19 protein-coding genes are annotated in these 26,878 nt (G+C 76.5%); 7 read left to right on the top strand and 12 right to left on the bottom strand.

Annotation, left to right across the window (positions count from 1 at the left end):
- Positions 1 to 108: 108 nt before the first annotated feature.
- The 3 genes from ABD330_RS04455 to ABD330_RS04445 all read left to right on the top strand — a co-directional run bounded on the left by ABD330_RS04455 (position 109) and on the right by ABD330_RS04445 (position 1,840).
- Positions 109 to 849 (top strand): Clp protease N-terminal domain-containing protein, encoded by a 741-nt coding sequence (locus ABD330_RS04455; protein ID WP_344460908.1) that lies wholly within the window; start codon positions 109 to 111, stop codon positions 847 to 849.
- A gap of 220 nt (positions 850 to 1,069) precedes the next feature.
- Positions 1,070 to 1,501, top strand: coding sequence for a DUF6325 family protein (locus ABD330_RS04450; protein WP_344460907.1), 432 nt, complete (start codon positions 1,070 to 1,072; stop codon positions 1,499 to 1,501).
- A gap of 33 nt (positions 1,502 to 1,534) precedes the next feature.
- The gene (locus tag ABD330_RS04445; protein ID WP_344460906.1) at positions 1,535 to 1,840 is read left to right on the top strand and encodes an SHOCT domain-containing protein; all 306 of its coding nucleotides are present in this window, start codon (positions 1,535 to 1,537) and stop codon (positions 1,838 to 1,840) included.
- Positions 1,841 to 1,910: 70 nt separating this feature from the next.
- On the opposite strand, the gene ABD330_RS04440 is transcribed toward ABD330_RS04445, so the two are convergent.
- On the bottom strand, positions 1,911 to 2,558 hold the full coding sequence (locus ABD330_RS04440) for a hypothetical protein (RefSeq protein ID WP_344460905.1): 648 nt from the start codon (positions 2,556 to 2,558) through the stop codon (positions 1,911 to 1,913).
- Positions 2,559 to 2,847: 289 nt separating this feature from the next.
- On the opposite strand from ABD330_RS04440, the gene ABD330_RS04435 reads away from it, so the two are divergent.
- Genes ABD330_RS04435 through ABD330_RS04420 form a run of 4 tightly spaced genes read left to right on the top strand, consistent with a single transcriptional unit; the run spans position 2,848 to position 7,208 of the window.
- Entirely contained in the window at positions 2,848 to 3,864 is a 1,017-nt protein-coding gene (locus ABD330_RS04435; RefSeq protein WP_344460904.1) for a GlxA family transcriptional regulator, read from the top strand.
- On the top strand, positions 3,861 to 5,561 hold the full coding sequence (locus tag ABD330_RS04430; RefSeq protein ID WP_344460902.1) for a thiamine pyrophosphate-binding protein: 1,701 nt from the start codon (positions 3,861 to 3,863) through the stop codon (positions 5,559 to 5,561). Before ABD330_RS04435 ends, ABD330_RS04430 begins: the two co-directional genes overlap by 4 nt.
- Positions 5,551 to 6,186: an SRPBCC family protein gene (locus tag ABD330_RS04425; RefSeq protein ID WP_344460900.1), complete on the top strand. Its 636-nt coding sequence runs from the start codon at positions 5,551 to 5,553 to the stop codon at positions 6,184 to 6,186. Before ABD330_RS04430 ends, ABD330_RS04425 begins: the two co-directional genes overlap by 11 nt.
- A complete protein-coding gene (locus tag ABD330_RS04420; RefSeq protein ID WP_344460898.1) occupies positions 6,183 to 7,208 on the top strand; it encodes a 3-oxoacyl-ACP synthase III family protein in 1,026 nt (341 codons plus the stop codon). The genes ABD330_RS04425 and ABD330_RS04420 overlap by 4 nt, the downstream gene beginning before the upstream one ends.
- 51 nt (positions 7,209 to 7,259) lie before the next feature.
- On the opposite strand, the gene ABD330_RS04415 is transcribed toward ABD330_RS04420, so the two are convergent.
- The 11 genes from ABD330_RS04415 to ABD330_RS04365 all read right to left on the bottom strand — a co-directional run bounded on the left by ABD330_RS04415 (position 7,260) and on the right by ABD330_RS04365 (position 26,810).
- Complete coding sequence (locus tag ABD330_RS04415; protein ID WP_344460896.1) at positions 7,260 to 8,357, bottom strand: class I SAM-dependent methyltransferase; 1,098 nt, start codon at positions 8,355 to 8,357, stop codon at positions 7,260 to 7,262.
- A gap of 30 nt (positions 8,358 to 8,387) precedes the next feature.
- Entirely contained in the window at positions 8,388 to 9,587 is a 1,200-nt protein-coding gene (locus ABD330_RS04410) for a glycosyltransferase (protein ID WP_344460894.1), read from the bottom strand.
- The gene (locus ABD330_RS04405; RefSeq protein WP_344460892.1) at positions 9,584 to 10,420 is read right to left on the bottom strand and encodes an alpha/beta fold hydrolase; all 837 of its coding nucleotides are present in this window, start codon (positions 10,418 to 10,420) and stop codon (positions 9,584 to 9,586) included. Before ABD330_RS04405 ends, ABD330_RS04410 begins: the two co-directional genes overlap by 4 nt.
- A 1-nt stretch (position 10,421) precedes the next feature.
- Positions 10,422 to 10,676 (bottom strand): phosphopantetheine-binding protein, encoded by a 255-nt coding sequence (locus ABD330_RS04400; protein ID WP_344461089.1) that lies wholly within the window; start codon positions 10,674 to 10,676, stop codon positions 10,422 to 10,424.
- A 68-nt stretch (positions 10,677 to 10,744) separates the two neighbouring features.
- Positions 10,745 to 15,262: a beta-ketoacyl synthase N-terminal-like domain-containing protein gene (locus ABD330_RS04395; protein ID WP_344461087.1), complete on the bottom strand. Its 4,518-nt coding sequence runs from the start codon at positions 15,260 to 15,262 to the stop codon at positions 10,745 to 10,747.
- An 8-nt stretch (positions 15,263 to 15,270) separates the two neighbouring features.
- Entirely contained in the window at positions 15,271 to 22,239 is a 6,969-nt protein-coding gene (locus ABD330_RS04390) for an SDR family NAD(P)-dependent oxidoreductase (protein WP_344460890.1), read from the bottom strand.
- 585 nt (positions 22,240 to 22,824) lie between these two features.
- Entirely contained in the window at positions 22,825 to 23,904 is a 1,080-nt protein-coding gene (locus ABD330_RS04385) for a C40 family peptidase (RefSeq protein WP_344460888.1), read from the bottom strand.
- Positions 23,905 to 24,071: 167 nt separating this feature from the next.
- Positions 24,072 to 24,962, bottom strand: a complete 891-nt coding sequence (locus tag ABD330_RS04380; RefSeq protein WP_344460886.1) for a M56 family metallopeptidase — start codon at positions 24,960 to 24,962, stop codon at positions 24,072 to 24,074.
- Positions 24,959 to 25,324 (bottom strand): BlaI/MecI/CopY family transcriptional regulator, encoded by a 366-nt coding sequence (locus ABD330_RS04375; RefSeq protein WP_344461085.1) that lies wholly within the window; start codon positions 25,322 to 25,324, stop codon positions 24,959 to 24,961. Before ABD330_RS04375 ends, ABD330_RS04380 begins: the two co-directional genes overlap by 4 nt.
- Before the next feature lie 82 nt (positions 25,325 to 25,406).
- On the bottom strand, positions 25,407 to 26,162 hold the full coding sequence (locus ABD330_RS04370) for a tRNA-dependent cyclodipeptide synthase (protein WP_344460884.1): 756 nt from the start codon (positions 26,160 to 26,162) through the stop codon (positions 25,407 to 25,409).
- Positions 26,163 to 26,354: 192 nt separating this feature from the next.
- Entirely contained in the window at positions 26,355 to 26,810 is a 456-nt protein-coding gene (locus ABD330_RS04365) for a hypothetical protein (RefSeq protein ID WP_344460882.1), read from the bottom strand.
- Between the last annotated feature and the right edge of the window lie 68 nt (positions 26,811 to 26,878).

Raw genomic sequence — 26,878 nt, 5'->3', positions numbered from 1 at the left:
GAGCGACGGACGGCGCCCTGCAACGGCGCCGCGCCACGAGGGGCTCCGGACTCGAAGCATCGTCAACCATGGGTTGACGATGCTTGAGCGTCAACCTAGAGTTGACGCATGACGAATCCACTGCGTTCGACGCACCCGGTCCGCCTCGACGACCTGATCGAGGCCATCAAGAAGGTCCACCCCGACGCGCTCGACCAGCTCTCCGACGCCGTCATCGCCGCCGACCACCTCGGCGACGTGGCCGATCACCTGATCGGCCACTTCGTCGACCAGGCCCGGCGCTCGGGCGCCTCCTGGACCGACATCGGCAGGAGCATGGGGGTCAGCAAGCAGGCGGCCCAGAAGCGCTTCGTCCCCAAGAACCCCGGCGAGCCGTCGGACCTCGACCCCAGCCAGGGGTTCAGCCGGTTCACCCCCCGGGCCAGGAACGTGGCGGTGGCCGCGCAGAACGAGGCGCGCGCGGCGGGGAACGACGAGATCGGCCCCGTCCACCTGGTGCTCGGGCTGCTGAGCGAGCCGGAGGGGCTCGGGGCGGCGGCGCTCCTCGCCCAGGGGGTGAGCCTGGAGGACGTCCGGCGGGCCGCCACCGCCACGCTGCCGCCGGCGGCCGGGGAGCTGCCCGAGCTCATCCCGTACGACGCCGGGGCCCGCAAGGCGCTGGAGCTCACCTTCCGGGAGGCGCTGCGACTGGGCCACAACTACGTCGGGACCGAGCACGTGCTGCTCGCCCTGCTGGAGCTGGAAGCCGGTACCGGTGTGCTCAACGGCCTCGGCATCGACAAAGCCGCCACCGAGGCCGACATCGCCGCCACGCTGGCCGCCTTCACCACCGCCCGACAGGAGGGCTGACCGCTGCCCGGGGTGGTGGCCGCCGCGCGGCCCGGCCCGGGTCCGCGGGGCGGCCACCACCCCGGGTGCCCGGTGCGCGAACCCTCGGGATGGCCGCCTCCGCGAAGCGGGCGGAGGATGAGGGCAGAGAACCCATGACGCTCACCGGCGGCGCCCGGCCGCCGCGAGCACTGCCGCGAGTACCGCCGGGAGCGTCCGGCCCACTCCACGAGGAGACCGCATGGACCTCGCCCACCTCGGACCGGTCGAATACGCCGTCATCGCGTTCCCCGGGAACCGGTTCCGTGGCGAGATCGCCACCGAACTGGACAAGCTGATCAGCAAGGGCATCGTCCGCATCATCGACCTGACCTTCATCAAGCGGGACGCCGACGGCACCCTGGAGATCCTCGAACTCGACGCCCTCGACGCCCAGGAGGCCCGCCAGTTCACCGACCTGGACGGCGAGATCGCCGGGCTGCTCAGCCTGGAGGACATCGAGCTCGTCGCCGAGGAGATCCCGGCCGGGAACTCCGCCGCGATCGTGGTCTGGGAGGACAGCTGGGCCGCGGACCTGGCCAGGGCCGTCCGCGCGGCGGACGGCGTCCTCGTCACTCACGAACGCATCCCCGCCGCCGTCGTGGAACAGAGCATCGCGGCCGCGGCCGCGTAGCCGCGCACCAGTCCCTCCCCCGAGGAGCCCGCCATGATCCGACGCCCTCTCGCCCGGGCCGGCCGGCCCGGCCTGCTCGGCACGGCCGCCCGCACCGCCGTCGTGGCCGGCACGGCCACCGCCGTCAGCGGCCGCGTCGCGGCCCGCCAGCAGGAACGCGCCGAGCAGCAGTACCAGGCGGCGGAGCCCCCGCCGCCCGCCGCACCGCCGCCGACCGCCCCGGCACCCGCCGACGACTCGATCCCGGCGCAGATCGAGCGCCTCGCCGCGCTCCAGGCCCAGGGAGTGCTCACCCCGGAGGAGTTCAGCTCCGCGAAGCAGCGCCTGCTCGGCCTCTGATCCACCGGCCCCCGCGCCGGGCACCGCTCCGCGCGGGGGCTCGGGGACGCGGCGGCGCGGCGGCGCGGGGTCAGGGTCGGGGCCCGTCCGGGTCGGCAGCGCGGTGGGCACGCAGGGTGGTGGAGGCGGGGGGCCACGGGCGGGGGCGCGGGCGCAGGCGGCGCCAGTCGTACGGCGGGTGGCCGAGTTTGGGGCGGCGGCGGTCGTAGACGTTGCTGGCGATCCAGGCCAGGACGCAGAGCAGCATCAGGGTCTCGGTCGCGAGGTCGGCCCGGCTCGGGTCCGGGGCGGCCAGGGCGCCGACCACCGCGGTCCAGAGCCAGTAGCCGAGCAGCGGGTAGACGGCCAGCTGGTGCCAGATCTTGGTCGGGGCCAGGGCCTGTGCGCGGGTGAAGAAGCCACTGCGCAGCTCGGCCCGCCACTGCAGCAGGCCGAAGCCGAGGCACCCGGCGAGGAAGGCGGCGGCGTACGGCGGAGCGGCCGGCCCGGCGGGTGGCGCTCCGCGCAGCCGTGCGACGCCCAGGGCGACGGCGGCCGCCAGCAGCGGGTCGCCCAGCAGGACGGCCAGGAAGCCGTCGCGCAGGCCCATCCGGCGGCGTTCCAGCACGAGGGCCAGCAGCCACAGGGCTCCCGGTGTCACGGCCAGCGAGGCGCCGCCGGCGATCCACGGGCCGTGGCAGAGGGCCGTGTCGAGGACCGGCAGCCCGCAGCGGTCCATCGCAGCTCGCTCCCTTCGGTGGCCCCCCGGCCATCCTGCGGACTCCCCCGGCCCGGGGCCGCGCCGTGCTCCGCCATCCGGGCAGCGAACCCCGGCTGCGGAGCCCGGCCCCGGGGCCCGGGCGCCTACGGACGACCCGCCCCCGGGTATGACCCGTCTCACACGAACCACTGACTCTCCGTCATGACGGCTGGTCAGCGAGCACCCACCGGCCCCGGCACGAACACCCGGCCGAATTCGTCAGTCATCCGTCATTGCCGCCACCCGGCGCCGCATACAGGCTGTGACCGTGCCTGAGCGACGTGTTGTGGTGGTGTTCTACTCCGGTGCCCAGGCGCTGGACATGACGGGACCGATCGAGGTGTTCGACACCGTGAACCGGCAGCTCGCCGGCTCGGGCGGCGGCTACCGGATCGAGTTCGTCTCGGCCGACGCGCCGCTGGTCCGGACCTCCTCCGGCATGCTGGTCGGCGCCGAGCCGCTGGCGGCGGGGGACGGCCCGATCGACACCCTGCTGGTGCCCGGCGGCTGGAGCCTCAAGGAGGCGCTGGGCGACCGGGAGCTGGTGTCGTGGATCCGCCGGGCGGCCGGGCGGTCCCGGCGGGTCGCGTCGGTGTGCGGCGGGGCCTTCCTGCTGGCCGAGGCCGGTCTGCTCGCGGGGCGGCGCGCCACCACGCACTGGGCGTACTGCGCCGAGATGACCCGGCGGTACCCGGACGTGCGGGTCGAGCCGGAGCCGATCTTCGTCTGGGACGGCCGGTTCGTGACCTCGGCCGGGGTGTCCACCGGGATCGACCTGGCGCTCGCCCTGGTGGAGGCCGACCACGGCGCGGCGTTCGCGCTGGAGATCGCCCGGTTCCTGGTGCTGTTCTTCAAGCGCAACGGCGGCCAGTCCCAGTTCAGCGCGATCCTCCAGGCCCAGCTCGCCGACCGGCCGCCGATCCGGGCCGCGCAGGAGTGGATCCTGGAGCACCTCGAACAGCCGCTGCCGGTACCGGAGATCGCCGAGCGGGCCAACATGAGCCTGCGCAACTTCGCCCGGGTCTTCCGGCAGGAGGTCGGCACGCCGCCGGCCCGGTACATCGAGCAGATGCGGATCGCCCGGGCCCGGAAGCTGCTGGAGACCACCGCACTGCCCGTCGGCCAGATCGCCCGCCGGTGCGGCTTCCCGGCCACCGAGACGTTCTTCCGCTCCTTCGGCCGCGCGCTGGAGCTCACCCCGAACGAGTACCGCCACCGCTTCCAGGCCCTGACGCCCGCCGGGCTCGTCGTGCGGCCCGAGCAGCCGGACAGGAGTCCCGTGTGACCAGCAGGATCAGGCTCGTCGACCAGCTGGCGGGCGAACTGGCCCGGGAGGGCGTCCGGGACGTGTTCGGCGTCGGCGGCGCGAACATCGAGGACCTGTACGACGCCCTGCACCGGGCCGGCCTGATCCGGGCCGTGGTGGCCAAGCACGAGTTCTCCGCCGCCACCATGGCGGACGGCCAGGCCCGGGCCACCGGGCGGATCGGCGTCGTGGTGGCCACCTCGGGGGGCGGCGCCGTCAACCTGGTGCCGGGCCTGGCGGAGGCGTACGCCTCGCGGGTGCCGGTCCTGGCGCTGGTCGGGCAGCCGCCCGCCGGGGCGGCGGGGCGCGGGGCGTTCCAGGACACCAGCGGGCTGGCGGGCTCGTTCGACGCGCGGGAGCTGTTCGCGCCCGTCTCACGGTTCTGCGCCCGGGTGGACGCCCCGGACTCGCTGCCGGACCTGCTGGCGCGGGCGCTCGCGGCGGCCCGGACCGGCCTGCGGGGGCCCGCCGTGCTCCTGCTGCCCAAGGACGTGCAGCAGGCCCTGGTCGAGGCCCGTCCCGCGCCGCCGCGTCCGGCGGCCCCGGCCGTCCTGCCGCAGCAGCGGGCCCAGGACCGCGCGGTGGCGCTGCTGCGCGGTGCCCGGCGGGTCCTGGTCGTGGCCGGCGAAGGGGTGGCCGCCGCCGGTGCCAAGGCCGAGCTGGCCGAGCTGGCGCGGCGGCTCGGCGCCTGGGTGGCGGTCACCCCCGACGCCAAGGACGTGTTCGACAACGGCGATCCCCGGTTCGCCGGGGTGGCCGGGGTGATGGGGCACCGGAACGTGGCCCACTGCCTGCGCCGCGCCGAGGTCTGCCTGCTGGTCGGCACCCGGCTGCCCGACCTGGCCCGCGGCGGGCTGGAGCGGGAGCTGGCGGGGAAGCCGGTGGTCTGCATCGACCCCGAGCCGCCGTTCGTGCCCGGGATCGCGCTGCGCGGCGACCTCCGGCCGACCCTGCGCGCGGTGGCGGACCGGCTCGACGCCGCTCCGCGCGCCGTTCCCCGGCAGGCCGGGCCCACGCCGCTGCCGGACCTGCGGGACGGCCGCGGGCCCACCTCGTACCCGGAGGCGGTGGCCGCGGTGGCCGCCGCCCTCCCGCCCGACGCGCACGTCTTCGTGGACGCCGGGAACGCCGGGGCCGCCGCGATCCACCTGCTGCCCGCGCCGCGCGAGGGCCGGTTCGTGGTGGCGGTGGGGATGGGCGGCATGGGCTACACCTTCGGCGCCGGCATCGGCGCGGCGCTCGCCACCGGGCGGCGGACGTACGTGCTCGCGGGCGACGGCGCGTTCTTCATGCACGGGATGGAGGTGCACACCGCCGTCGAGTACGCCGCGCCCGTGACCTTCGTGGTGTTCAACAACAACGCCCACGCCATGTGCGCCACCCGGGACGAGGTGTTCCTCGGGACGCGGCACCCCGGCAACCTCTTCCTCCGCTCGGACATCGCCGCGGGCGTGGCGGCGATGTTCCCCGCGCTCGACGTGACCGGCGCCGCCGACGGTGCGCAGCTGCGCCGGGCGCTGCTGCGGAGCAACGCCGGGCGCGGGCCCGCGTTCGTCACGCTGGACTTCGACCCCGCCGAGACACCGCCGTTCCTGCCCTTCCTGGAGGGCGCCGGCCACCGGGCCGCCGGGAGCGCCGATCCCACCGACACCAAGGAGACCGTCCATGTCGCCTGACATCCCCGGCCTGATCCGGGCGGAGAACACCGACCAGGATCAACTGCTGGCACGCTGCGCCGAGTTGAGCAAGCCGACGTACTCGCACGAGGAGCTGTACGGGCAGTACTGCACGATCCAGACCTACGTCGACTGCCCGCCGGAGCAGGCGTACGCGTACCTGAGCCAGGGCCACCACCTGGAGGAGTGGACGTTCAGCCTGCGCAACTTCGCGCCGAGCGGGACGCCCGGCCTGTGGGTCGGCGACGACCTGCTGGAGCAGGACACCCGGATCTACTGCCGGGTGGCGGCCAACGCCGAGGCGATGACGGTGGACTTCCACTGCGCCTGGGACCAGGGCGACGAGTTGTGGATGGTGTACCTGATGCGGGTGGTGCCCGCGCGGACGGTGCTGGGCCGGCCCGGCTCGGTGATCACCTGGACCAACTGCCGTCACCCGCACTACGACCGCAACCCCCGGCCCGAGCTGGCACCCCGGGCGGACCGGCCGTGGGTGGGCGACTACTGGGGGCTGTTCTACGCCGGCCACACCGTGGAGCTGGCGAACCTCAAGGCGATCCTGGAGCACCGCCACCTGGGCGGCCTGCCGGTGGTCACCGCTCCCCGTACGGCGGTGGTGCGGTGACCACCGTCGGCCTCACCGACGTCGCGGGCTACCTGCCCGGCCCGCCCGTCCCCGCCGAGTTCTACACCGGGTACCCCGGCGCGCAGGACCGGCTCCGGGACAGCCCGATGTTCCGGATCCCGGCGTGGCGGCACCACGTGGCCGCCGGGGAGACCAACGTGGACATGGTCGAGCGCGCGGTGCAGCCGCTGATCGAGCGCCACGGGCGGACCGAGATCCGTTCGGTGGACGTACTTTTGACGCACAGTCAGCTCCCGGACATACCGTTCGTCGGGGCCGGCACCGAGGTGGCCCGGCGGCTGGGGCTGAAACCCCGGTGGCTGGTCGACGTGGCCAACGCGGGGTGCGCCTCCTTCGTCCAGATGATCGAACTGGCCCGGCTGATCCTCACCACCACCGAGGCCAGGACGGCGCTGGTCTGCAACGCGCAGAGCTCCGCCGGACAGCTGTTCACCCAGTCCGAGGTGCGCGGGCTGGCGCAGGCGGCCGTCCCGGGCGACGGCTGCGGGGTCGGCTACCTGACCACCTCGGCCGGCTCCCCCGTCCTGGACGTGCTGACCCGCCAACTCCCCGCGTACGGCGGTGACATGACGGCCCAGCTGGACGACGGCCGGCGGTACTGGGAGCCCGGCGCGTCCCAGCTGCGGATCGGCTTCACCGAGACCGGTGTCGCCGAGGTCCTGGAGCGCGGCAACCGGCTGGTGCCGGAGGTGGTGACCGAGCTGTGCGGCCGGATCGGGGTGCCCGCCGACGCGATCGACCTGCTGGTGACCAACCAGCCCAACCGCACCTTCCTGGACAACTGGCGGACGGCGCTGGGGCTGCCGCCGGAGCGGCACGCCGACACCTTCGACAGCTGCGGCAACCTGTTCGGCGCGGCGATCCCCGTCACCCTCGACCGCGCCCTCGGCGAAGGGCGGGTCAAGGACGGCGACCTGGTCGTCCTGGGCGGCTTCGCCCACGCGGGCGACTTCGCCGGTGCGGCGGCGATCCGCTGGAACGGCGGCGGCCGGGGGCGCTGAGCACCCCCGGCCGGACCGGCGGATCACCCCCGCCGGATCACTCCCGGCGGATCACTCCCGGCGGGCCAGCAGCCGGTAGGCGTTGGACAGGCCGGTGCGGCCGGCCGACCGGGCGGCCAGCCGGTCGAGCAGCGCCGCGAGCAGCAGCGCGGGGGCGCCCGCCAGGAAGACCGCCCCGCGCAGCGCCCGCCGCAGCCGTCCCGGCGGGTCGCCCGGCAGCCACGGCGCGTCCTCGCGCGGCGCGACCGCGTCCAGCAGCAGCCAGCAGGCGGCGAGCAGGTCCACCGGGTCGTGCGGTTCGCCGTGCTGCTCCAGGAGGACGGTGAAGCCGAGTTCGCCGAGCCGGCGGCGCAGGTTGGCGGCCGGCATCAGGTGCAGGTGCTGCGGCTGGAGCCAGGGCAGCCACCACCGGCCCAGCAGGCGGGCGTAGCGGCTCTGCGGGTCCGGGACCTCGATCAGCAGCAGGCCGCCGGGGCGCAGCACCTCGCGGGCGGCGGCCAGCTCGCGGTCCGGGTCGGTGCTGTGCTCCAGGTAGTGGAACATGCTCACCACCTCGTACCGGCCGGCCAGCCCGGGGGCGAGAGCGGGCAGGGTGCCGCGGTAGCCGTGCGCCAACCGGCCGTTGCGCTCGGCCAGTTCGACGCCCTCGCTGAGGTCCAGGCCGTCGAAGGCGGTGTCGGGGAAGACCTCGCGGGCGGTCTCGCAGAAGTGGCCGTGGCCGGTGCCGACGTCCAGCCAGCGGCCGGGCGCGGTGGTGTGGGGCGCCACCGAGCGGGCCCGGCTGCGGTAGGCCGTGGTGCGGGTGCCGAAGACCCCGCCGAGCCGCTGTTCGCCCAGGCCGTCGTAGAAGTCGCGGTAGTAGAACTCCAGCCCCTCGGCGGTCAGCCGGGGGTTCTGGAAGACGTGCGCGCAGTCCTGGCACTCGTCCAGGACGAAGCCGCCGGGCTTGTGCTGGAGCAGGTCGGTGGTGCGCAGCCGTACCCGCAGGCGGGCGGAGCCGCACCACGGGCAGTCGGTGCGCCGTGGTGCGAAGAACCGGCCGGTGCCGTCGGCCAGTTCGGCCCGGTAGCCGGGTCGGCGGGCGGCGACCCGGCGGGCTCGCTCGGCCGCCTTGCCGGCCGTGGCCGGGGCTGGTTCGGTGGTGGTCACGGGCGCTCCTGTCAGGCGGTGCTTCGGGGGTCAGGCGGTGCTTCGGGGGTCGGCCAGCGCTTCGGCCAGCGCTTCGAGGTGGTCGGCGGCCCGGGTGGCGCCGCCGGCCGCGCGGAAGGAGGCGCCGACGCGGCGCGCGGCGTCCCGGTGCGCCGGGTCGTCGAGGACGGCGTCCAGGGCCTGGCCGAGCCGGGCCGCGCCGGTGCGGCCGAACCGCACCCGGACGCCCGCTCCGGCCGCCACCACCTGTCCGGCCACCACCGGCTGGTCGTCGCGGATCGGGGCGACCACCAGCGGGACACCGTGCCAGAGGGCCTCGCAGACCGTGTTGTGCCCGGCGTGGCAGACCACGGCGGCGGCGCGCTCCAGCAGTTCCAGCTGCGGCACCGAGGGGAGGACCAGCACGTCCGGGTCCGGCGCTGGTGAGCCGAGCACCGCGCCGGGGTCGACGATCACGGCCTGCAGGCGCCCGGCGCGGGCGCGCAGCGCCTCCCGGCAGGCCGTGAGGAAGGCCTCGCCGGTGTCGGTGTTGGCCGTGCCGAGGGTGACCAGCACCGTCGCGCGGCCCGGGTCCAGCCACTGCCAGGGGAAGGGCGGCCCCGTGCGGCGGGCCGCCACGGCCGGGCCGACGCAGCGGATCGGGCCGGCCTTCCCGGTGACCGGCCCGGTCAGCTCCGGGGTGGTGAAGGCGAGGGTCAGGTACGGGGAGAAGCGCGGGTCGCCGGTGCGGGCGGGGTCGCCGATCCGCCCGCGCAGGCCGGTCAGCAGGCCGGAGATCCAGGCGTCCACCAGCGGCATGCCGTCCAGCGCGCCGGTGAACTCCGCCGAGGTGGTCGCGCTGGTGGCCCACGGCAGGCCGAGCCGCTCGGCCACCAGCGCGCCGGCCACCGCCTGCTGGTCCACCAGCAGGACGTCCGGCCGGAAGCGCTGCACCGCCGCCGCCACGCCGGGGGCCATCGCCTCGGCGAGCGGCACCAGGAAGTCCTCCCAGAGGAACTTCAGCGCGGCCGGGCCGCGCAGCTCCGGCGGCCGCTGCGCCGTACCGCCGGGGCCGGAGTCGGGGACTTCGCACGGGAAGACCGCCGCGTCCGGGCCGGCGAGCGGGCCGAGCAGCTCCGGCAGGCCGGCCCAGGCGGTCGGGTGTCCGCGCGCGGCCAGTTCGGCGACCACGCCCGCCGCCGGGTTGACGTGGCCGACCAGCGGCGGGACGACGCACAGGTACCGGGTCACCGCACGCTCCGCTCGACCTCGCGCCGCGCCGCGCCGCCGCGCAGCCGGGCGCCGTGCTCCCGCAGCCAGGACAGCGTGAGCGCGCGGACGGTCTCGGGGGCCTCGATCAGGACGGAGTGCTCCTGCCCGGGGACGAAGGTGCTCCGGCAGTCCGCGAGCAGCCCGTCCAGCCAGGCCGCCTGGGGTGCGAGGTCGGACTCCGTCCCGTAGACGGCCAGCACCGGGCAGCGGATCGCGCGCAGTTCGGCCTCGGCGGGCAGCAGGCTGGCGGGGATGTCCCGGGCCAGCGAGGTGCCGGCCAGCAGGGCGCCGGCCGAGCGGGCCAGCCTGGCGGTGTGCCGGCCGCGCTGCTCGGCGACCCAGGCGAGCGTCTCCTCCTCCGCCAGGTGCCGTTCGGCCTTGCGCAGGATGCCGTCCAGCTTCACCGCCCAGGCGCGTGAGGCCGGTTCGGACTCGATCGCCAGGATGCCGGCGACCTGTGCCGGGCGCCGGGCGGCGAGGCCGAACGCCACCGTGCCGCCGAAGGAGTTGCCGACCAGCTGGACCGGGCCGGTGATCTCCAGGCGGTCCAGCAGCGCCTCCAGGTCGTCGACGAAGTGCTCCAGGCGGTAGCCGGCCGGCGGCCGGGCGGTGCGGCCGTGGCCGCGGTGGTCGTACATCAGCACGTCCAGCCCGGCGGCGGCCAGCGCCGGGGCCAGGGTGAAGTAGTAGCTGGCGAGGCTGTCGGTGAGCAGCCCGTGCAGCAGGACGACCGTGGCGGCGGGCGGGCGGCCGTCCTGCGGGCCGAGCCGCTGCACGTGGCAGCGCAGCCCGTCGAGGTCCAGGAAGGCCATCTCAGCTCCGCCCGGCGCTCTGCAGGCGGTCCACCACGTGGCGGACGAGCCGGCCGACCGTCAGGCCGATGATCTCGTCGAGCTCCATGCCGGCCAGGAACTCGGCGAAGTTGATCCGGTCGCCCCAGCGGTCCTGGAGCTGCCCGGCCAGCGTGACCAGGTCGATGCTCTCCAGTTCGAGGTCCTCGGTGAACCGGGACTCCATGGTGACCTCGGCGTCGTCGAGGCCGTACTCCTCCAGTACGGCGGCCAGCATGGCGGTGATCTCGGTGAGGACCTCCTGCTCGGTGGGCGGTTGCAGGTCCACGGTCTGCTCGCTGACGGTCACTTGGCTGCTGTCCTCTCGTCGCTGTCGTCGCCGTCGGCCGGGGTCCAGGCGACGACGTAGGTACGCTCCGGCAGGCCGGGCGGGCTGCCGAGCCCGGTGCAGCGCAGCCGGTGGGTGCGCGGCCCGGCCGGTCCGTGGGCCAGCACCGTCAGCTCGGACGGCTCGGCCGCGACCACGGCGAAGTCGCGCGGCCTGCCCCGCAGGCCGGTGCCCTCGCTCTTGGCCGCCGCCTCCTTGGCCGCCCAGAACCGGGTGAACCAGAGCGCCTCGGAGCCGCCGTGGCTTCGCCGGCACCGCTCCAGGAGCTCCAGCTCCGCCGGGCCGAGGGCGACCCGCAGGGTCTCCGCCGGGCGCTCGACGACCTCCTCCAGGTCGATGCCGGCGCCGGGCCCGCCGCCGGGTCGGCGCGGCCGGACGAGCGCGACGGCCGCCTCGGCCCGGTGGGCGAGCGACACCTCCAGCTCCGGCAGCGTCCGGCCGTGCAGCCCGGCCACCCGGGGGCGGCCGGAGTCCTCGTTGAGCACCTCGATCTCGGCCGGGAACACCGCGTCCTCGCCCTGCTGCCAGAGCAGGCGCCGCACCGCGTCCTTGACGGCGATCCGGCCCAGCAGCCAGGCCCGGCGGCCGCGCGGCGGCTGCCGCTCGTACCGGGCCCGCTCGGCGGTGCCGAGGTGGTTGCGCATGATCAGGTCGCGGGAGGCGAGGTCGGGCCAGCGTTCGTGCAGCAGCACCCAGCCGCCGGGCTGCGGGGCGGAGAGAGTGTTGCGCTCGACGAAGCGTTCGACCGGCCTGGTCTCGGGGTGGCTGTCGAAGCGGCGGTCCTGCCAGCCGTGCGCCTCTGCCCAGACGGCGCCGCCGGACAGCAGCTGCGCGTCGGCTTCGAGGACGGTGTCGGTGAGGCCGGTGATGCGGATGTGGCACTGCAACTCGGTGCCCGGTCGCGGCGGCGGGCCGTAGAAGCGCAGCCGGCGGATGCCGACCGGGAAGACCACCGTCCGCTCGGTCCGGGTCGCCATGATCCAGTAGCCGAGCAGCTGGCCGACGTTGTCCAGCAGCGCGCCGGGGGCGGCCGGTGCGGTGATCACACCGCGTACGTGCGACTCCCCGAGGGCCGTCAGCTCGGTCAGCCCCTGGAACGCCGGGCCGTGGAACATCCACCGCTGGTCGTAGAGCCCGGCGGCGGTCAGCTCCGGCGTCCGCTCGGCCGAGGGGTCGACCGGCCAGGGGGCGGGCGCGGGCGCATGGCGCTCGGCCAGTTCGACCACGCCGCGCGCGAATCCGCCGAAGGCGGCCGCGAGGCGGCCCGGGCCCGCCTGCTCCAGGGTGATGTCGACGTCCAGCCCGGTGGCGGCCGGCACCCACTGCCCGAACCGCAACTCGCTGAGCCCGGTGGCCAGTCGGCCGGGCACCGCCCGCTCGGCGGCGTCCGCCAGGTGCTGGACGATGGTGGTGGCCGGGACCACGGGCCAGCGGTCCAGCGGGTCGGGCCAGCCGGGGCGCTGGCGGAAGAAGCAGTGGTCGAGCAGGTAGGGCATGGTGTCGAGCGAGACCCGGAGCCGGCTGACGGGCGCGGGCCCGGCTTCGGCTTCGGGTGCGGCGGTCGCAGGCACGGCGGTCACAGGTGCGGCGGGCGCCGTCGGCGGCCGGCCGGCGCCGATCAGTTCGACCGCCGTCCGCTCGGTCTCGCGCAGCAGTGCGTCCAGTTCGGCGGCGACCGGGGAGCGGTCGGCGAGCGAGGCGAGGCCGGGCCCGGTCCCGCGGGCGGACGCCAGGTCGGCGCGGAGCGCGCCGAGGACGGCCGGGTCCAGCGAGACGAGCGCGCCGCCGAGGTCCAGCGGTACCGCCGGGTGCGGGCGCTGCGGCGCGGCGGGCCGGACGGCGGCGGGCCGCAGGGCGGCCGCGTCCGGTTCGGCGCCGTCCGCCCAGAGCGCGGCGGCCACCCGGCGCAGCTGCGCCAGCCCGTCGCGGTGCGGGGAGTTGGCCGCGACCGCCAGGTGCGCCCGTTCGCCGAGGGTGTCCCCCACCAGCGAGGCCAGTTGCCCCGTCCCCACCTGGACGAACGCCCGGAACCCGGCCGCGTACATCCCCTCGACCAGCGGCCGGAACCGTACCGGCTCCAGCAGGTGGCGCAGGAACAGCGCGCGGACGGCCGCCTCGGCCTGCGGGAAGGGCGCGGCGGTCGTCCCGGACCAGACCGGCACGGTCGGCCGGTGCAGCTCGAACAGGTCGGCGGCCTGCCGGATCGGGCCGAGGTAGGGGGCCAGCATCGGGGTGTGGAAACCGGACCGGAACGGCAGCACCTGGCCGAGGACGCCGCGGGCGCGGAACCGGTGGACCAGTTCGGTGACCGGCTGCTGCGGACCGCAGACGATCGACTGCTGCGGCGCGTTGTCGTGCGAGAGGACAACCTCGGACATGCCGTCGAGCGTCGCGAGCGCTTCGAGCACCCGCTCGGCGGGGGCGCCGAGCGCGGCGAAGGCCAGCCCGGGGACACGCAGCGAGTCCGGGTCGAAGGCGGCCAGGAAGGCGTCCACCGAGGCGCCGGAGTACAGGCCGCCCGCGATCATGGCGGTCCACTCGCCGACGCTGTGCCCGGCCACGGCGTCCGGCCGGACGCCGATCCGGCGCAGCGCCGTGTCGAGCAGCCGCCCGACGGCGACCACGCCGACGCCGTGGCGGCCGACGTCACCGACCGAGGCGGCGTCCGCCGGGAGCGGGCGGGGCAGGCCGAAGTGGTCGGCGACGTCGTCCACCCGGGGGGCGAACTCACCTTCCAGGCCCGGGAAGAGGAACGCGACCCGGCCGCCGCCGGCCGCCAGCAGCGGCTGCGGCGAGAACCAGACGTCCCCGCGCCCGCGCCAGGCCCGCCCCCGGGCCACCGCCCGGCGGGCCAGGGCCAGCCGCTTCGGCGTCGGGTCGGCCACCGCCACCCGGCAGCGCGGCGCGCCGGCGGCCGGCTCCGCCTCGGCGGCGGCCAGCAGCGCCGAGTCCTCGGCCGCCAGCAGGTCGGCGAGCCGCTCGGGCCCGTCGGCGGCCAGCCGCAGCACCCGTTCGGGTTCGGCGACGGACACGGCGGCGCGGCGGCCGGTCCGGGTGGGGCCCGGGGCCTGCTCCAGCACCACGTGGGCGTTGATGCCGCCGAAGCCGAAGGCGTTCACGCCGGCCCGGCGCGGCGCCCCGGCGGGGCCGGTCTCCCAGGGCCGCGCGGTGGCGATGGTGCGGAACCGGGTGCCGGCCAGTGCCGGGTGCGGGTCCTCGCAGTGCAGGGTGGGGAGCAGGACGCCGTGGTGCACGGCCAGCGCGGCCTTGACCAGGCCGGCCACGCCGGCGGCCGGCATGGTGTGGCCGATCATGGATTTCACCGAGCCGAGCACGGCCCGCTCCGCCCCGGCCGGCGGGCCGAACACCTCGGCCAGGGTGGCGAGTTCGGCCGCGTCACCGGCCGGGGTGGCGGTGCCGTGGGCCTCCAGCAACCCGAGCGCGCCGGGCGCCGCCGGGTCGAGCCTGGCCGCCCGCCAGGCCGCCCGGACGGCGCGGGCCTGGCCGCCCGGGTCGGGGCTGGCCAGGCCTGCCGTCCGGCCGTCGCTCGCCACGCCGGTGCCCCGGATCACCGCGTACACCCGGTCGCCGTCCCGCTCGGCGTCGGCGAGCCGTTTGAGTGCCACCACGCCGGTGCCCTCGCCGACCAGCAGGCCGTCGGCGTCCCGGTGGAACGGGCGGATCCGCTGGCTCGGCGAGAGCGCCCGCAGCTGCGCGAACACGCTCCACAGTGTGACGTCGTGGCAGTGGTGCACGCCGCCCGCCAGCACCAGGTCGCAGCGGCCGGTGGCCAGTTCGCCGACCGCCTGGTCGACGGCGACCAGCGAGGAGGCGCAGGCGGCGTCCACCGTGTAGGCGGGCCCGCGCAGGTCGAGCCGGTTGGCCAGCCGGGAGGCGGCCAGGTTGGGCACCAGGCCGATCGCCGACTCGGGCCGGTCCGGGCCGAGCCGGTCGGTGAACGCCGCCCGCACCTTCTCCAGTTGGCCCGGCGTCAGGTCCGGCAGCAGCTCGCCGAGGGTGCGGACCACCTGGTGCGCGCTGCGCACCCGTTGGTCGAGCCGGACCAGGCCCGGTGTCAGGTAGCCGCCCCGGCCGAGCACCACCCCGATCCGGTCGCGGTCCGGCAGCCGCTCCGGGCCGCCCGCGTCGGCGATGGCGGCGGCGGCCACCTGGAGCGCGATCAGCTGGTCGGGCTCGGTGCCCGCGACCGAGCTCGGCATCAGGCCGAACCGGGTCGGCTGCACCTCGGCCAGCCCGTCCACGAAGCCGCCGCGCCGGCAGTAGAGCCGGTCCGGCGCGGCCGGTCCGGTGGCGCCGCCCGGATCGTAGTAGTCCGCGTCCCAGCGCCCTTCGGGGACGTCCGTGACCGCGTCGACCCCCTCGACCAGGTTCCGCCAGTAGGCCGCCAGGTCGGGGGCCCCCGGCAGCAGGACGGCCATGCCCACCACGGCCACCGGGGTGGCTGCCCGCTGCATCGGGACGCTCACCAGCCCGAGGCGGTGTAGACCACGGCCCGCGCCGACCGCTCGCCCCAGGCGAGTTCGCGCAGCAGTGCCAGGGTGCCGGCCTCCGGGTCGATCAGCCGGACGCCCCGCCGGACGTAGTCCCGGGCCAGCTCCTCGGACACCATGCCGCCGTGCGCGCCCGCCGGTGCCCAGGGGCCCCAGTGCACCGTCAGCGCCCGGCGTCCGGTGCGGTCCGACCAGCGGGCGCCCAGCTCCTCCAGCGCGTCGTTGGCCGCCGCGTAGTCGGCCTGGCCCCGGTTGCCCAGCGCGGCCGCGATGCTGCCGAAGAGCACCGTGAAGCCCGGCCCGGAGGGCAGTTCGGCCAGCGCGTCCAGCAGCGCCCTGGCGCCGTCCGCCTTGGTGGCGAAGACCCGCCGGAAGGACTCCGGGTCCTTCTCGGCGAGCACCTTGTCCTCGATCACGCCCGCCGCGTAGACCACGCCGTCCAGCCGGCCGTACTCGGCGTACACCTCCTTGACCGCTTGGCGCAGCGCCGCCGGATCGGCCGCGTCCACCGCCCGGTAGCGGGCCTGCGAACCGAGCGCGGACAGTTCGCCGAGGGTCGCCGCGACCTCGCGCCCGGCCAGCAGCCGGGAGGCGGCGGCGTCGACCTCGGGCAGCGGTACGCCCTGGCGGGCGAGCGCGGACCGCAGCGCGGACCGGTCGCGGGCGCCTGCCGTCGCCGGGTCCTCCGGACCCTCGGGCGGCGCGGTACGGCCCAGCAGCTCCAGCCGGCAGCGGCCGGCCGAGGCGAGCGTCGCCGCGAACCGCGCGGTGATCCCGCGCGCCCCGCCGACCAGCAGCACCACGGCCTCCCGGTCGAGCCCCAGCGCGGCGGCCTCCGCCACGCCGTCACCGGCGGGCCCCGCCCCCGTGCTGCCGAGCAGCCCGAGGCCGCGCTCCACCAGCGCCAGGCCCTGGCGCCCGGCCGGACGGTGCAGCACCACCGGCTCGCGGTCGTCCGCGAGCAGGTCCGCGAGCAGCAGGCCGGCGGCCCGCGCCGGATCCGCCGGGTCGAGTTCGACCAGCCGCACCGAGCTGTCCGGGTACTCCCGGGCCAGCGTGCGGAACAGCCCGCGCAGCCCGTCCGCCCGGCCGTGGTCCGGCCGGGACACCGCGCGGACGGCGAACAGCCATCTGGGGGCGCGGGCCAGTGCGGCCTGGAGCGCGGGCACGCCGCCGGGCAGCACCGGTGCGCCGTGCCCGGCGAGCGGGTCGAGGAGCAGCACGCCGTCCAACGGGCCGTCCGCTGCGGAGAGTTCGTGTCCCGCGGGTACGGTCAGCAGCTGCGCGCCGACGGCGGTCAGCCGCGCGGCGAGGGCCGCGCCGACGCCGTGGCCGTCCTCCCCCAGCAGGGCGAAGCGCCTGCCCGCCAGCGCCTCGGGGGCGCCGGCCGGCTCGGCGAGCGGTACGGCTTCGAAGGCCAGCCGGACCGGCTCGTGGCCCGCGACGGGCGGCGCGGCCTCCGGCAGGACGGCCTCGGGCCGGGCGGCCTCGGGCGTGCCGGGTTCGGCCGTGCCGGGTTCGAGGGCGGCGGCCGGCTCCGTGGCAGCGACTGGCGCCGGGGCGGGCGCGGGCGCGGGTGCGGGCGCGCCGAGCCGGGTGGTGAGCCAGGCGGTGATGGCGGCGGCGGTGCGGGCCCGGGAGAGCTCCTCCACCTGCTCGTCGGCGAGCCCGCCGAGGGCGCCGAGCCCCTGCGCGTCGCCGAGGCGGCGGGCGAGCTGGCCGATGATCTCGGTGCGCTTGATGGAGTCGATGCTGAGGTCGGCTTCGAGGTCCAGGTCGGGCTCGATCATGTCGGCCGGGTAGCCGGTGCGTTCGCTGATCACCTCCACCACCGCGCGCAGCACGTCCTCCTCGCCGACCGGCGCCGCCACTGGAGCCACGTGCGCTACGGGCGCGACGGCCGGCACGGCTGCCACCGGCGCTGCGGCCACCGGCTCCGGCCGGGTGAGGGCGAGCGCGGCGGGCACCGGTACCGCGGCCACTGCCGGCAGCTGCGCGGCGGCCGGGGCGAGCGGGGCGGGCAGCTGTCCGGCGCCGCCGAGGTAGGTCATCAGCACGTCGCGCTGGGCCGCGATCAGCTCCCGGCTGCTGCGCAGGAACTCCGAGACCAGCGCATCGCCGTTCGGGTGCGGTGCCTGGGCTGTCATCAGCGCCTCCGGTACAGGTCGGGCCGGTGCGAGCGCACCGGGCAGCAGTTCTCCGGCAGCGGTGCGCACCAGCTGCCCGTCCACCGTCCAGCCGGGCCGGCGCGGTGTGCGCGCCCGGCCCGCGTCCACCGCGTCCCGGCCGCGGAACAGCCGGTCGGTCCGCACCGGGACACCCGCGACGGCGAGCCCGGCGAGCGCGTCGAGGTAGCCGGGCAGGCCACGGCGGCGTCCTTCGAGCGGCACCGCGCGGTGCGGCCGGTCGCCGAGCACCGCCGACACCAGCCGGGTCAGCACCGACCCGGGGCCGGCCTCGACGAACACCCGGGCGCCCGCCTCGTACATCGCCTCGACCTGTGCCACGAAGCGCACCGGTGCGCCGATCTGCGCCTCCAGCTCGGCCCGCACCCCGGCCGGGTCGGCCGGGTAGGCGGCCGCCGTCCGGTTCGCGAAGACCGGGAACTCCGGCGCCCGTACCGTCCGGGCCGCCAGCGCCCGGGCGAAGTTCGCGCCCGCGCCGGCCACCAGCGGGCTGTGGAAGGCGCACGCGACCGGCAGCCGCTTCACGCCGTACCCGGCCTCGCGCAGCAGCCCGATCGCGGTCGCCAGCTCCGGCGTCGCGCCGGACACCACCGTCTGCCGGGGCCCGTTGTGGTTCGCCGCCACCACCCGGCCCGCGAGCCCGCCGGCCGCCAGCACCCGTTCGACCTCCTCGGCCCCGGCCGCCACGGCCGCCATCGCCCCCGGGTCGCCGCCCTCGCCGACCGCGTCCAGGATCGCCCGGGCCCGGTCGGCGCCGAGCGAGGGCAGGTCCTCGGCGGCCAGCGCGCCCGCCGCGCAGAGCGCGACCAGTTCGCCGTAGCTGTGGCCGCCCGCGAGCTGCGGGCGCACCCCGGCCAGGGCCAGCAGCTCGAACGCCGCCAGGCCGGCCATCCCCAGCACGGGCTGGGCCACCCGGGTGTCCGTCACGGCGGTGCGCTGCGCCTCCCGCGCCTCGGGGGTGAAGGCCAGCGGCGGGTACAGCGTGTCCGCGTACGCCGCGCCGAGCCGCAGGTGGCGCTGCACCCCGGGGAAGGCGGCGAACAGTTCGGCGAACATCCCCGGGCGCTGGCTGCCCTGCCCGGGGAAGAGGAAGGCCACCTCGCCGGGCTGTCCGGCGGCCTCCCCGGCCAGGTACAGCCCGTCGGCGTCCGCTCCGGCCTCGGCGGCGCGCAGCAGCCGGACCAGCTCGGCGACGTCCGAGGCCACCACGGCGACCTGGACCGGGCCGAGTGCCGACTCCGCCCGCCGGGAGGCGGCCAGCGCCAGGTCGCGCAGCCGCCAGGGCGAGCCGTCGGCCACCGCCAGCCGCAGTAGCTCCGCGACCCCGCGCAGCGCCCGCGGCCGGTCGGCACCCCGGAAGGTGAACAGTTCGGCCGGCCACTCCTGGAGCCCGTGCACCGGTGTCGGTCCGTCGTAACCGCGCAGCACCGCATGGAAGTTGGTGCCGCCGAAGCCGAACGCGCTGACGCCGGCCAGCCGTTCGGCCGGTGCGGCGGCCCACGGGCGGGCCTCGGCGTGGAAGGCGAACGGGCTGCCGTCGGCCTCCCAGGCCGGGTTCGGCCGCTCCAGGTGCAGGGTGGGCGGCTTGATCCCGGTGTGCAGCGCCAGCGAGGCCTTGATCAGGCCGGCCAGGCCGGCCGCGCACTTGGTGTGCCCGATCTGCGACTTGACCGAGCCCAGCGCGCAACTCCCGGGGGCGGCGCCGTCCTCGGTGAACACCTCGGTCAGCACGGCGAGTTCGGTACGGTCGCCGACCACCGTGCCGGTGCCGTGCGCCTCGACCAGCCCGACCCGGGCCGGGCCGGTCCCGGCGCTGCGGTACGCGCGCTCCAGTGCCAGCCGCTGCCCCTCCGGCCGGGGCGCCGTCAGGCCGAGCGAGCGGCCGTCGCTCGCGCTGCCGACCCCCTGGACCACCGCGTACACCCGGTCGCCGTCCCGCTCCGCGTCCGCCAGCCGCTTCAGCACCAGGCAGCCGACCCCCTCGCCCAGCGCGATGCCGTCCGCCGACGCGTCGAACGGGCGGGAGCGGCCGGTCGGCGAGAGCGCGTGCACCGAGGCGAAGAGCAGGAAGTCGTTGATCCCGTTGTGCAGGTCCGCGCCGCCGCACAGGGCCAGGTCGCTGGTCCCGGAGGCCAGTTCCTTGCAGGCCACGTCCAGTGCCGCCAGCGAGGAGGCGCAGGCCGCGTCCACGGTGAAGTTGGCGCCGCCCAGGTCCAGGCGGTTGGCGATCCGGCCGGAGATGACGTTGGAGAGCATGCCGGGGAAGGAGTCCTCGGTGAGCTTCGGCAGCTGCTCGGCGATCGCCTCCGGCACAGCACCCAGGTAGGCCGGCAGCACCGCGCCCAGCACGCCCGCGTTCGACAGGTCGCTGCCGGCCTCCGCGCCGAACACCACGCTGGTGCGGGCGCGGTCGAACTCCCGGCCGCCGTCCGCTCCCCCGCCGTCGTACCCGGCGTCCGTGAGCGCCCGCCGGGCCGCCTCCAGTGCGAGCAGCTGCACCGGTTCGATGCTGCCGAGCGCGGCCGGCGGGATGCCGTAGGCCAGCGGGTCGAACGGGATCCTCGGCAGGAAGCCGCCCCACTTGGAGGGTGTGCTGCCGGGGGCGCCGTCGGCCGAGTGGTACAGCGCCGGGTCCCAGCGCTCGACCGGCACCTCCGTCACCGCGTCGACTCCGCCGACCACGTTCGCCCAGAACGCGGGCAGGTCGGGGGCTCCCGGGAACATGCCGGCCATGCCGATCACGGCGATCTCCAGCGGGGCCGGCTCCGGCTCCGCCACGGGCTCCGGCGCCAGGCCCAGCCGCTCCACCAGGCCGGCGGCCCGGGCGGCCAGGAACCCGGCCGCGCCGGTGCCGACGGCGGTGTGCAGCCCGGCCAGCGTCGTGGTGGCCGAGCGCAGCACGGCGACCTGGCCGGCCATGAACATGCCCCGCTCCAACTGCCCCTGCTCGTCCACCCCGGCGAGTTCTCCGGCCACCCGGTCCAGGCCCTTGCTGGCGATCCGCAGCCGGCCGACGTTCAGGTGCTCCAGCCGCTCCCAGACCTCGCGCTCGGGCACGCCCTCGGCCCGCAGCCGCTCCCGGGTCCGCTCGAACTCCGCTGTGAAAGGGCTCGCGACACACCGGGTGGCGTGCCCGGGCGCCGTCTGCAACAGCTCCGTCCCGCGCGCCGCCAGCACCTGCCGCTGGAACTGCGGCTGGACGGCGCCGTGGGCCACCGCCTCCTCGGTGAACAGGTACGCCGTGCCCATCAGCAGCCCGGCCGCCACCCCCCGGCCGGCCAGCGGTGCGGCCAGCGCCGCCACCATCGCGGCCGAACGCTCGTCGTGCACCCCGCCCGCGAACAGCAGCTCCACCTGCGGGCTGTCCCGCGCGGCGGCCAGGAAGTCCTCCAGCACCGCCAACTGCGCCTCCCACAACGGGAAGCTGTGCCGGGGTCCGACGTGGCCGCCGCACTCCGACCCCTCGAAGACGAACCGGCGGGCCCCGTCCTCCAGGAACTGCTTGAGCAGGCCCGGGGAGGGCACGTGCAGGAAGGTCCGGACACCCGCTTCCTCCAGCACCCGGGCCTGCGAGGGACGCCCGCCCGCGATCACCGCGTGGGTGGGCCGCGCCGCCAGTACCTCGGCCAGCTGGGCGCTCCGCACCTCCTCCGGCGCGAAGCCCAACACCCCTACGCCCCATGGCCGTCCGCCGACGGCGGCGGCGGTCAGCCCGAGCAGCTCACGGGTCTGCTCCGGGCCGGCCAGCGCGAGTGCCACCACCGGCAGGCCGCCCGCCCCGGCCACCGCGGCCGCGAAGCCCGGCTGGTCGCTGACCCTGGTCATCGGGCCCTGGACCACCGGCAGTGCGGTGCCCAGCGCCCGGCTCATCGGTGCTCCGGCCCCGAGCAGCGCCGTCGCCGCGCCCGGCACCGCGGCCGCCCGCAGCCCGTCCAGCACGGCTTCCCGGACGGCGCGGACCGCTGCCCCGGCCGTTCTCCACCGCTCGGCGAATCTCGCGGCCAGGAAGCCGTCCTGACCGACCATCAGCTGCGGGCCGGCCGAACCACCCGGAGCGGTCCGCACCAGCGTCCGGTGCCCGTCGGCCACCGCCGTCTCGGATCCGTCCATGCCTCGTACGGCCGCCGCGACCTCCTGCGGCACCGCCGACTCGGCCAGCAGCGCGAGCTGGCTGTCCAGCACCACTCCGGCCGCCCCGCCGGCCACCGCCGCTGCGGCGGTGCGCAGGCCGATGCCGCCGCAGGCCCAGACCGGCACCCCGATCCCCGGCGCGGCCAGCAGCTGCTGGAGCAGCACGAAGGTGCTCAACTCGCCGACCCGGCCACCGCTCTCACTGCCGCGTGCGATCAGCCCGTGCGCCCCGGCGCGGACGGCGGAGAGCGCCTGCGCAAGGTCGGTGACCTCGGCCAGCAGGCGGTACGCGCCGGCCAGTTCGGCCGTGTCCCAGCCGGGGGCGTCCCCGGCCAGCACCACGGTGTCCGGCCCGGCACCGCCGGGCGGGCGCAGTTCGCCGGGGGTGAGCCGACAGCCCGGGCCGACCCGGACACCGAACCGGCCGGTGAACCGCCCTCGGAGCGTGGCGAGTTCCTCACGTGCGCGGCGGTCACCCACCCCGAGGTCCAGCACGCCCAGTGCACCGGCACGGCAGACGGCCTCGGCGAGCCCGGCGTCCGGCTGGTGGAAGGGCGTGAGGCCGATGACGAGGTCGGTCAGCAGTGCGGTCGGCGGTGCGGTCGGCGGTGCGGCGGACCTCATGGGCTCTCCGGTGTGAGTCTGACGGCGCGGCGGGGGGGGCACGAACGACTCTCGGCGCAGCGCATCGCGAAGCACCCCCGTGGCAATGCCAGAGGCACCTTCGATCGCGAAGTGCCTTCGTGGCATTGGTCGGAGGCACCCTCGCGCGATTCCGCTGTCCGGTTGTAGATTGACGCTACTGGCGGGTAGTGCCCGACAGGTTAAGCCCAAGTTGCGCGTTCATGTCAAGACTATCGACAGCCACTGCCGTAACACCCGAACGAAGGGCCGGTCGGTCCATCTGCGCGCGCTGCCAGGGGTTCTGACGGACAGTCGGATCGGGACGCCGGCACCGGGAGCAGCCCCGCCGGCAACCGCCGGACCAGGACTGCCCCAAAGGGCAGCAGGCGGCACCGGACGGCCGAAGACCCCGGGGGGGAACTGGGCACAAGCGGAAGCGGCGACGCCTCACCCTTCGCCTCGCGCCGGTCCCGCGCCACCGGGAGCGGCCCGGCGCCGCACGGCCTGCCCGCCCACCTGCCACCCACCCGCGGGTACGTACGGGTACGCCCCGAGCGGCCCCTGCCGCCGGGGCGGGAGAGCGGGTCAGGGGCGGACGGCACCCTGATAGGAGGGCATGTAGTCGATGTCGAGGATCTTCACGTTCTCGCCCGTGCGGGGAGCGTGGATCATCTGGCCGTTGCCTATGTAGAGGCCGACGTGGTGCAGGTCGGAGTAGAAAAAGACCAGGTCGCCCGGTTGCAGGTCGGCCTTCGCGACGTGCCGGCCGGCGTTCCACTGGTCCTGCGAGACCCGGGGCAGCGAGACCCCGGCCGCGCGCCAGGCGGCGCCGGTCAGACCGGAGCAGTCGAAGGTGGACGGGCCGGTGGCGCCCCACTCGTACGGCTTGCCGAGCTGCGCGTAGGCGAACTGCACGGCGGCCGCCGCACGGCCGGTGGCCGGGCCGTTGTAGGTCGAGCCGCTGTCGGTCGAGCCGCTGTGGGCCGGGCGGTCGGCGGAGCGCGAGGCGCGGGCCGCGGCGTCGGCCTGGGTCTTGGCCTCCTCCTGGGCCTTGATCCGGGCCCGGTCGGCGGCGCTCAGGGTGTTCAGCAGGGCCTGGGCCTCGGCGAGCCGGCCCTGGACGTCCGCCTTCTGGGCGGCGAGCCGGGTGCCGACGTCCTGGATCTGCTGGAGTGCGGCGGCCGCCTCGGAGCGGTCCTGGTCCAGCTTGCGCTGCTCCCTGCGCAGGGCGGCGAGCGCCTCGGCCTGGGTGGCCGCCGCCCGGTCCTGGGCGGAGGCGCTCTCCAGGTAGGTCGCGGGGTCGGAGTCGAGCATCAGCCGCACGGTGGGGTCGATGCCACCGCTGCGGTACTGGGCGGCGGCGACCGCGCCGAGCTGGGTCTGCAGCAGGTTCAGCCGGTCCTGGCCGGCGGCCACCCGGTCCTGCAACTGGCCGGTCTGTGCCTGGAGCTGCTGCTGCCGGACCTTGGTGCCGTTGTACTTCTCGGTGGCAGCCTCGGCGTCGGAGTACAGCTTGTCGACCTGCGCCTGGACGGTGGCGAGATCCGGCTTCGGGTCGGCGTGCGCCCCGCCGACGGTGCCCAGCAGGGCGCTTCCGGCCGCCGCCGTGGTCAGCACCGCGAGGCGGGTGCGGCTGGGCGGGCTGGGCTTGCGTCGGTTCCCCATCGAGTCCGCCGGCTCCTTCTGCTGCCGCCCGCCGCACGCGTCGGCGGGCAGGGCCGTTCCACGGGACGGGGGACCCCGGCCGCTCTTCTTCTAAGTAACTTAGTAGATGGGGGGTGGGGCAGCGCAAGCCGCCCCCGGCCGGGGGCGGGCGCCACAGCGCCGCAGCGCTACGGACCGCAGCCCAGCAGCACCGGCACCGTCGGCAGCAGCACCACCACGGCCCAGCCCGCCCCCCGCTGCACGGCCCGGAGGCCGGGGCCCGCCACCAGCAGGCGCTTGACCCGCGCCACCACAGCGTGCCCCCCGGCCGCGAGCGCCCCGCCGGGCGCGGGGCCCGCCGCCACCGCGCACAGTGCCTCGGCCAGCACCTGCGGCGTGGTCACCCGCAGGGCGGCGTCGTCCGCCGCCATCTCCAGCAGTACAGGCACCTGCTCGGCCGCCAGCCGGGCCGGCGGGAACCACGGCAGCGCGCGGCCCAGTGCCACGGCCCCGGCCACCAGCAGGTGGTGGCGCCCGGCCAGGTGGGCCCGTTCGTGCGCGAGGACGGCGGCCCGGTGCCCGGGGGTCAGGCGGTCCAGCGCTCCCCGGGTGAACACGATCCGGCCACCCCGGCCGGGCACGCACCACGCGGCCGCCCGGGTGTCCTCCACCACCAGCCAGGGTCCGTCCCCCGCCGGACGGCCGACCAGGTCCAGCACCGCCCGGTGCCGTACCCGGGCCCGGCCGGCCCGCACCCACCCGGCGCCGACCACCCCGGCCGCCGCGCAGAACACCGCCAGCGCCAGCAGCACCGGCTCGACGTGCCCCCCGGCACCGGCCGGCGGAACGTCCCCGAGACCGGTCAGCCAGCGCGCCAGGCCGAACGGGCGGTGCGCGTGCGGGGTCAGCAGCTGGTGCACGGTCATGGCCGCGCCCATCGCGGCGGCGGCGAGCAGCGCCACCCAGGCGGCGACGGCCAGCCGGGGCGCCCGTACCACCCAGGCCGCGCGGGCCAGCGGCTTCGGCGCGGCCCGGCCGACCAGGGCGAGGAAGACCCCCAGGGCCAGCACCGTGATCATGCGTCCCCGCCGGTGGCCCGCCGGACGATGCCGCGCAGCGCACTCGCCTGCCGCTCGTCCAGACTCTCGATGAACAGCAGCAGCGCCGCCTGCGGATCCCCGCCCTCCCCCAGCACCTCGTGCATCAGCTCCGCGGTGTGGGCCTCGCGCGAGCGGACCGGCTGGTAGATCCAGGCCCGGCCGTCCTTGTGCCGGCGCAGCAGGCCCTTCTGGAACAGGATGTCCGCAACGGTGTTCACCGTCGTGTAGGCGACCGGGCGGGTGCGGTTGAGATCGTCCACCACCTCACGCACGCTCGCGGGCCGTCCCCACGACCACAGGCGGTCCATGATCTCGCCTTCCAACTGCCCCAGCCCGCGCACCACCACGCTCCCTTCCGCCACCACCCTACGAGCCCGCGCGGGAGGCGCCACGACCGGTGGCACCCCCGCGCGGTCGGGCGGGTCAGCCGGCGGCGCGGGGCAGCGGCGCGAGACCGACGGATTCGACCTGGAGGTAGCCCTGACCCGGGACGGGCCGGCAGGCGAGTTCGCGGTGGAAAAGCCGCCGCAGGAAGACCGGCGTCTGGTGGTAGCAGAAGACCGACTCGGCGACCCCGGCGATGCCCGGCGTGTCGAGGAAGAGCGGCAGCTCGCCCAGCAGGTAGCGGCAGGCCGTCCGCCGCTGGGCGGCGGTGGCGGCCCCGCCCGGCGGCAGGCGGCGCTCCAGGACCCAGTCGGCGGCCTGCAGGCACGCCGCCCGGAAGCCCGGATCCCGCTCGAAGAGCGTGCCCGCCGCTTCGAGCAGCTCGGTGTAACGGGGGTTGCCGAGCAGGGCCGAGCTGGTGAGCACCAGCCGCTCGGGGGCGGGGACCGCGAGAGCGGACAGCGCGGCCACCACCTTGTTCTGCAGGTGCTGACCCTGGCGGCGGGCCTTCCAGACCGCGCGTTCCGGCGGGTAGCCGACGGCTTCCAGCGTGTGGGCCGCCAGCGAGTCCGGGATGAAGAAATGGACGGCGTCGAAGGCGGATACCGCCCAGCGGGCCAGCGCGGCGATCCGTTCGGCGTGGAAGTAGCCGTTGAACGGGCTGATGCCGATACAGGCGTGGGCGCGCCGGGCGGCGAGCCGGGCGCAGCCTGTGGTGAGCGGGGTGGCGACGGCGGCGGCCGCATCGGCCGGTGGACGGGACGTGACCGCCGGAAGGGACGTGTCTACGGGCATGGGGGTACTCCGGAGCAGAAGGGGGTGGAGGCTCCACCGGCAGGCTCACCGCGAACCGCGAACCGCGAACCGCGCACAGGGCGCGGGCCCCGAGGCGCGGGCCCCGAGGCGCGGGCGGGCGGGCATGCCGACGGAGCTGCTGAGCGGGGTGGCGGGCTCAGGTCCGCGGAAGGGGTCGGCCGGGAAGAGCCGTCAGGTCCGGCTCACGCACAGGGCGGTGAGTCTGCGGCGTCCGGTCGCGGCCGCGGGCGGCGGGATGTCCGGCGGGCCGACGGCGTCCGGTCCGGCGGACCCGGCCGTGCTGTCGGCGGGTGCGGCGACCGGCGGCAGCGGCCCGGACCGGCTCGCGGCGAACCGGGCGAACTGCTGGTCGGCCGGGGCGCAGCAGTCCCCGCCGGGCGCGGGCGGCGGCGCGAGGCGGGCGGCCCCGACCGGGGCCGGATCGGCCAGCTGCACCGGGTCGGCCAGGTGCACCATGTGCGCCATGTGGGCCGGGCCCGGGCCCGGATCGGCCGTCGCCATGGCGGCGGCCGACGGACGGCTCTCGGCGGCCGCGCGGCACTCGTGCGCGAGCCCGAGCAGCAGCAGGAGCGCCGCCAGCAGTACGGCGGTGCTCCAGTGCCTTGTGCGGGTGTCCGGGCCGGCCATGATGGCACCGGAGGCTAGCCGCCGCGGGCGGCCGGCTCGCGCATTGCCACCCGTTCGGGTGCGGACCG

Origin of the sequence: Kitasatospora kazusensis, assembly GCF_039529945.1 — a bacterium.
Taxonomy (GTDB): domain Bacteria; phylum Actinomycetota; class Actinomycetes; order Streptomycetales; family Streptomycetaceae; genus Kitasatospora; species Kitasatospora kazusensis.
Note: the sequence above shows the minus strand (reverse complement) of the source record. Positions and strands in the feature narration are given on the sequence as shown.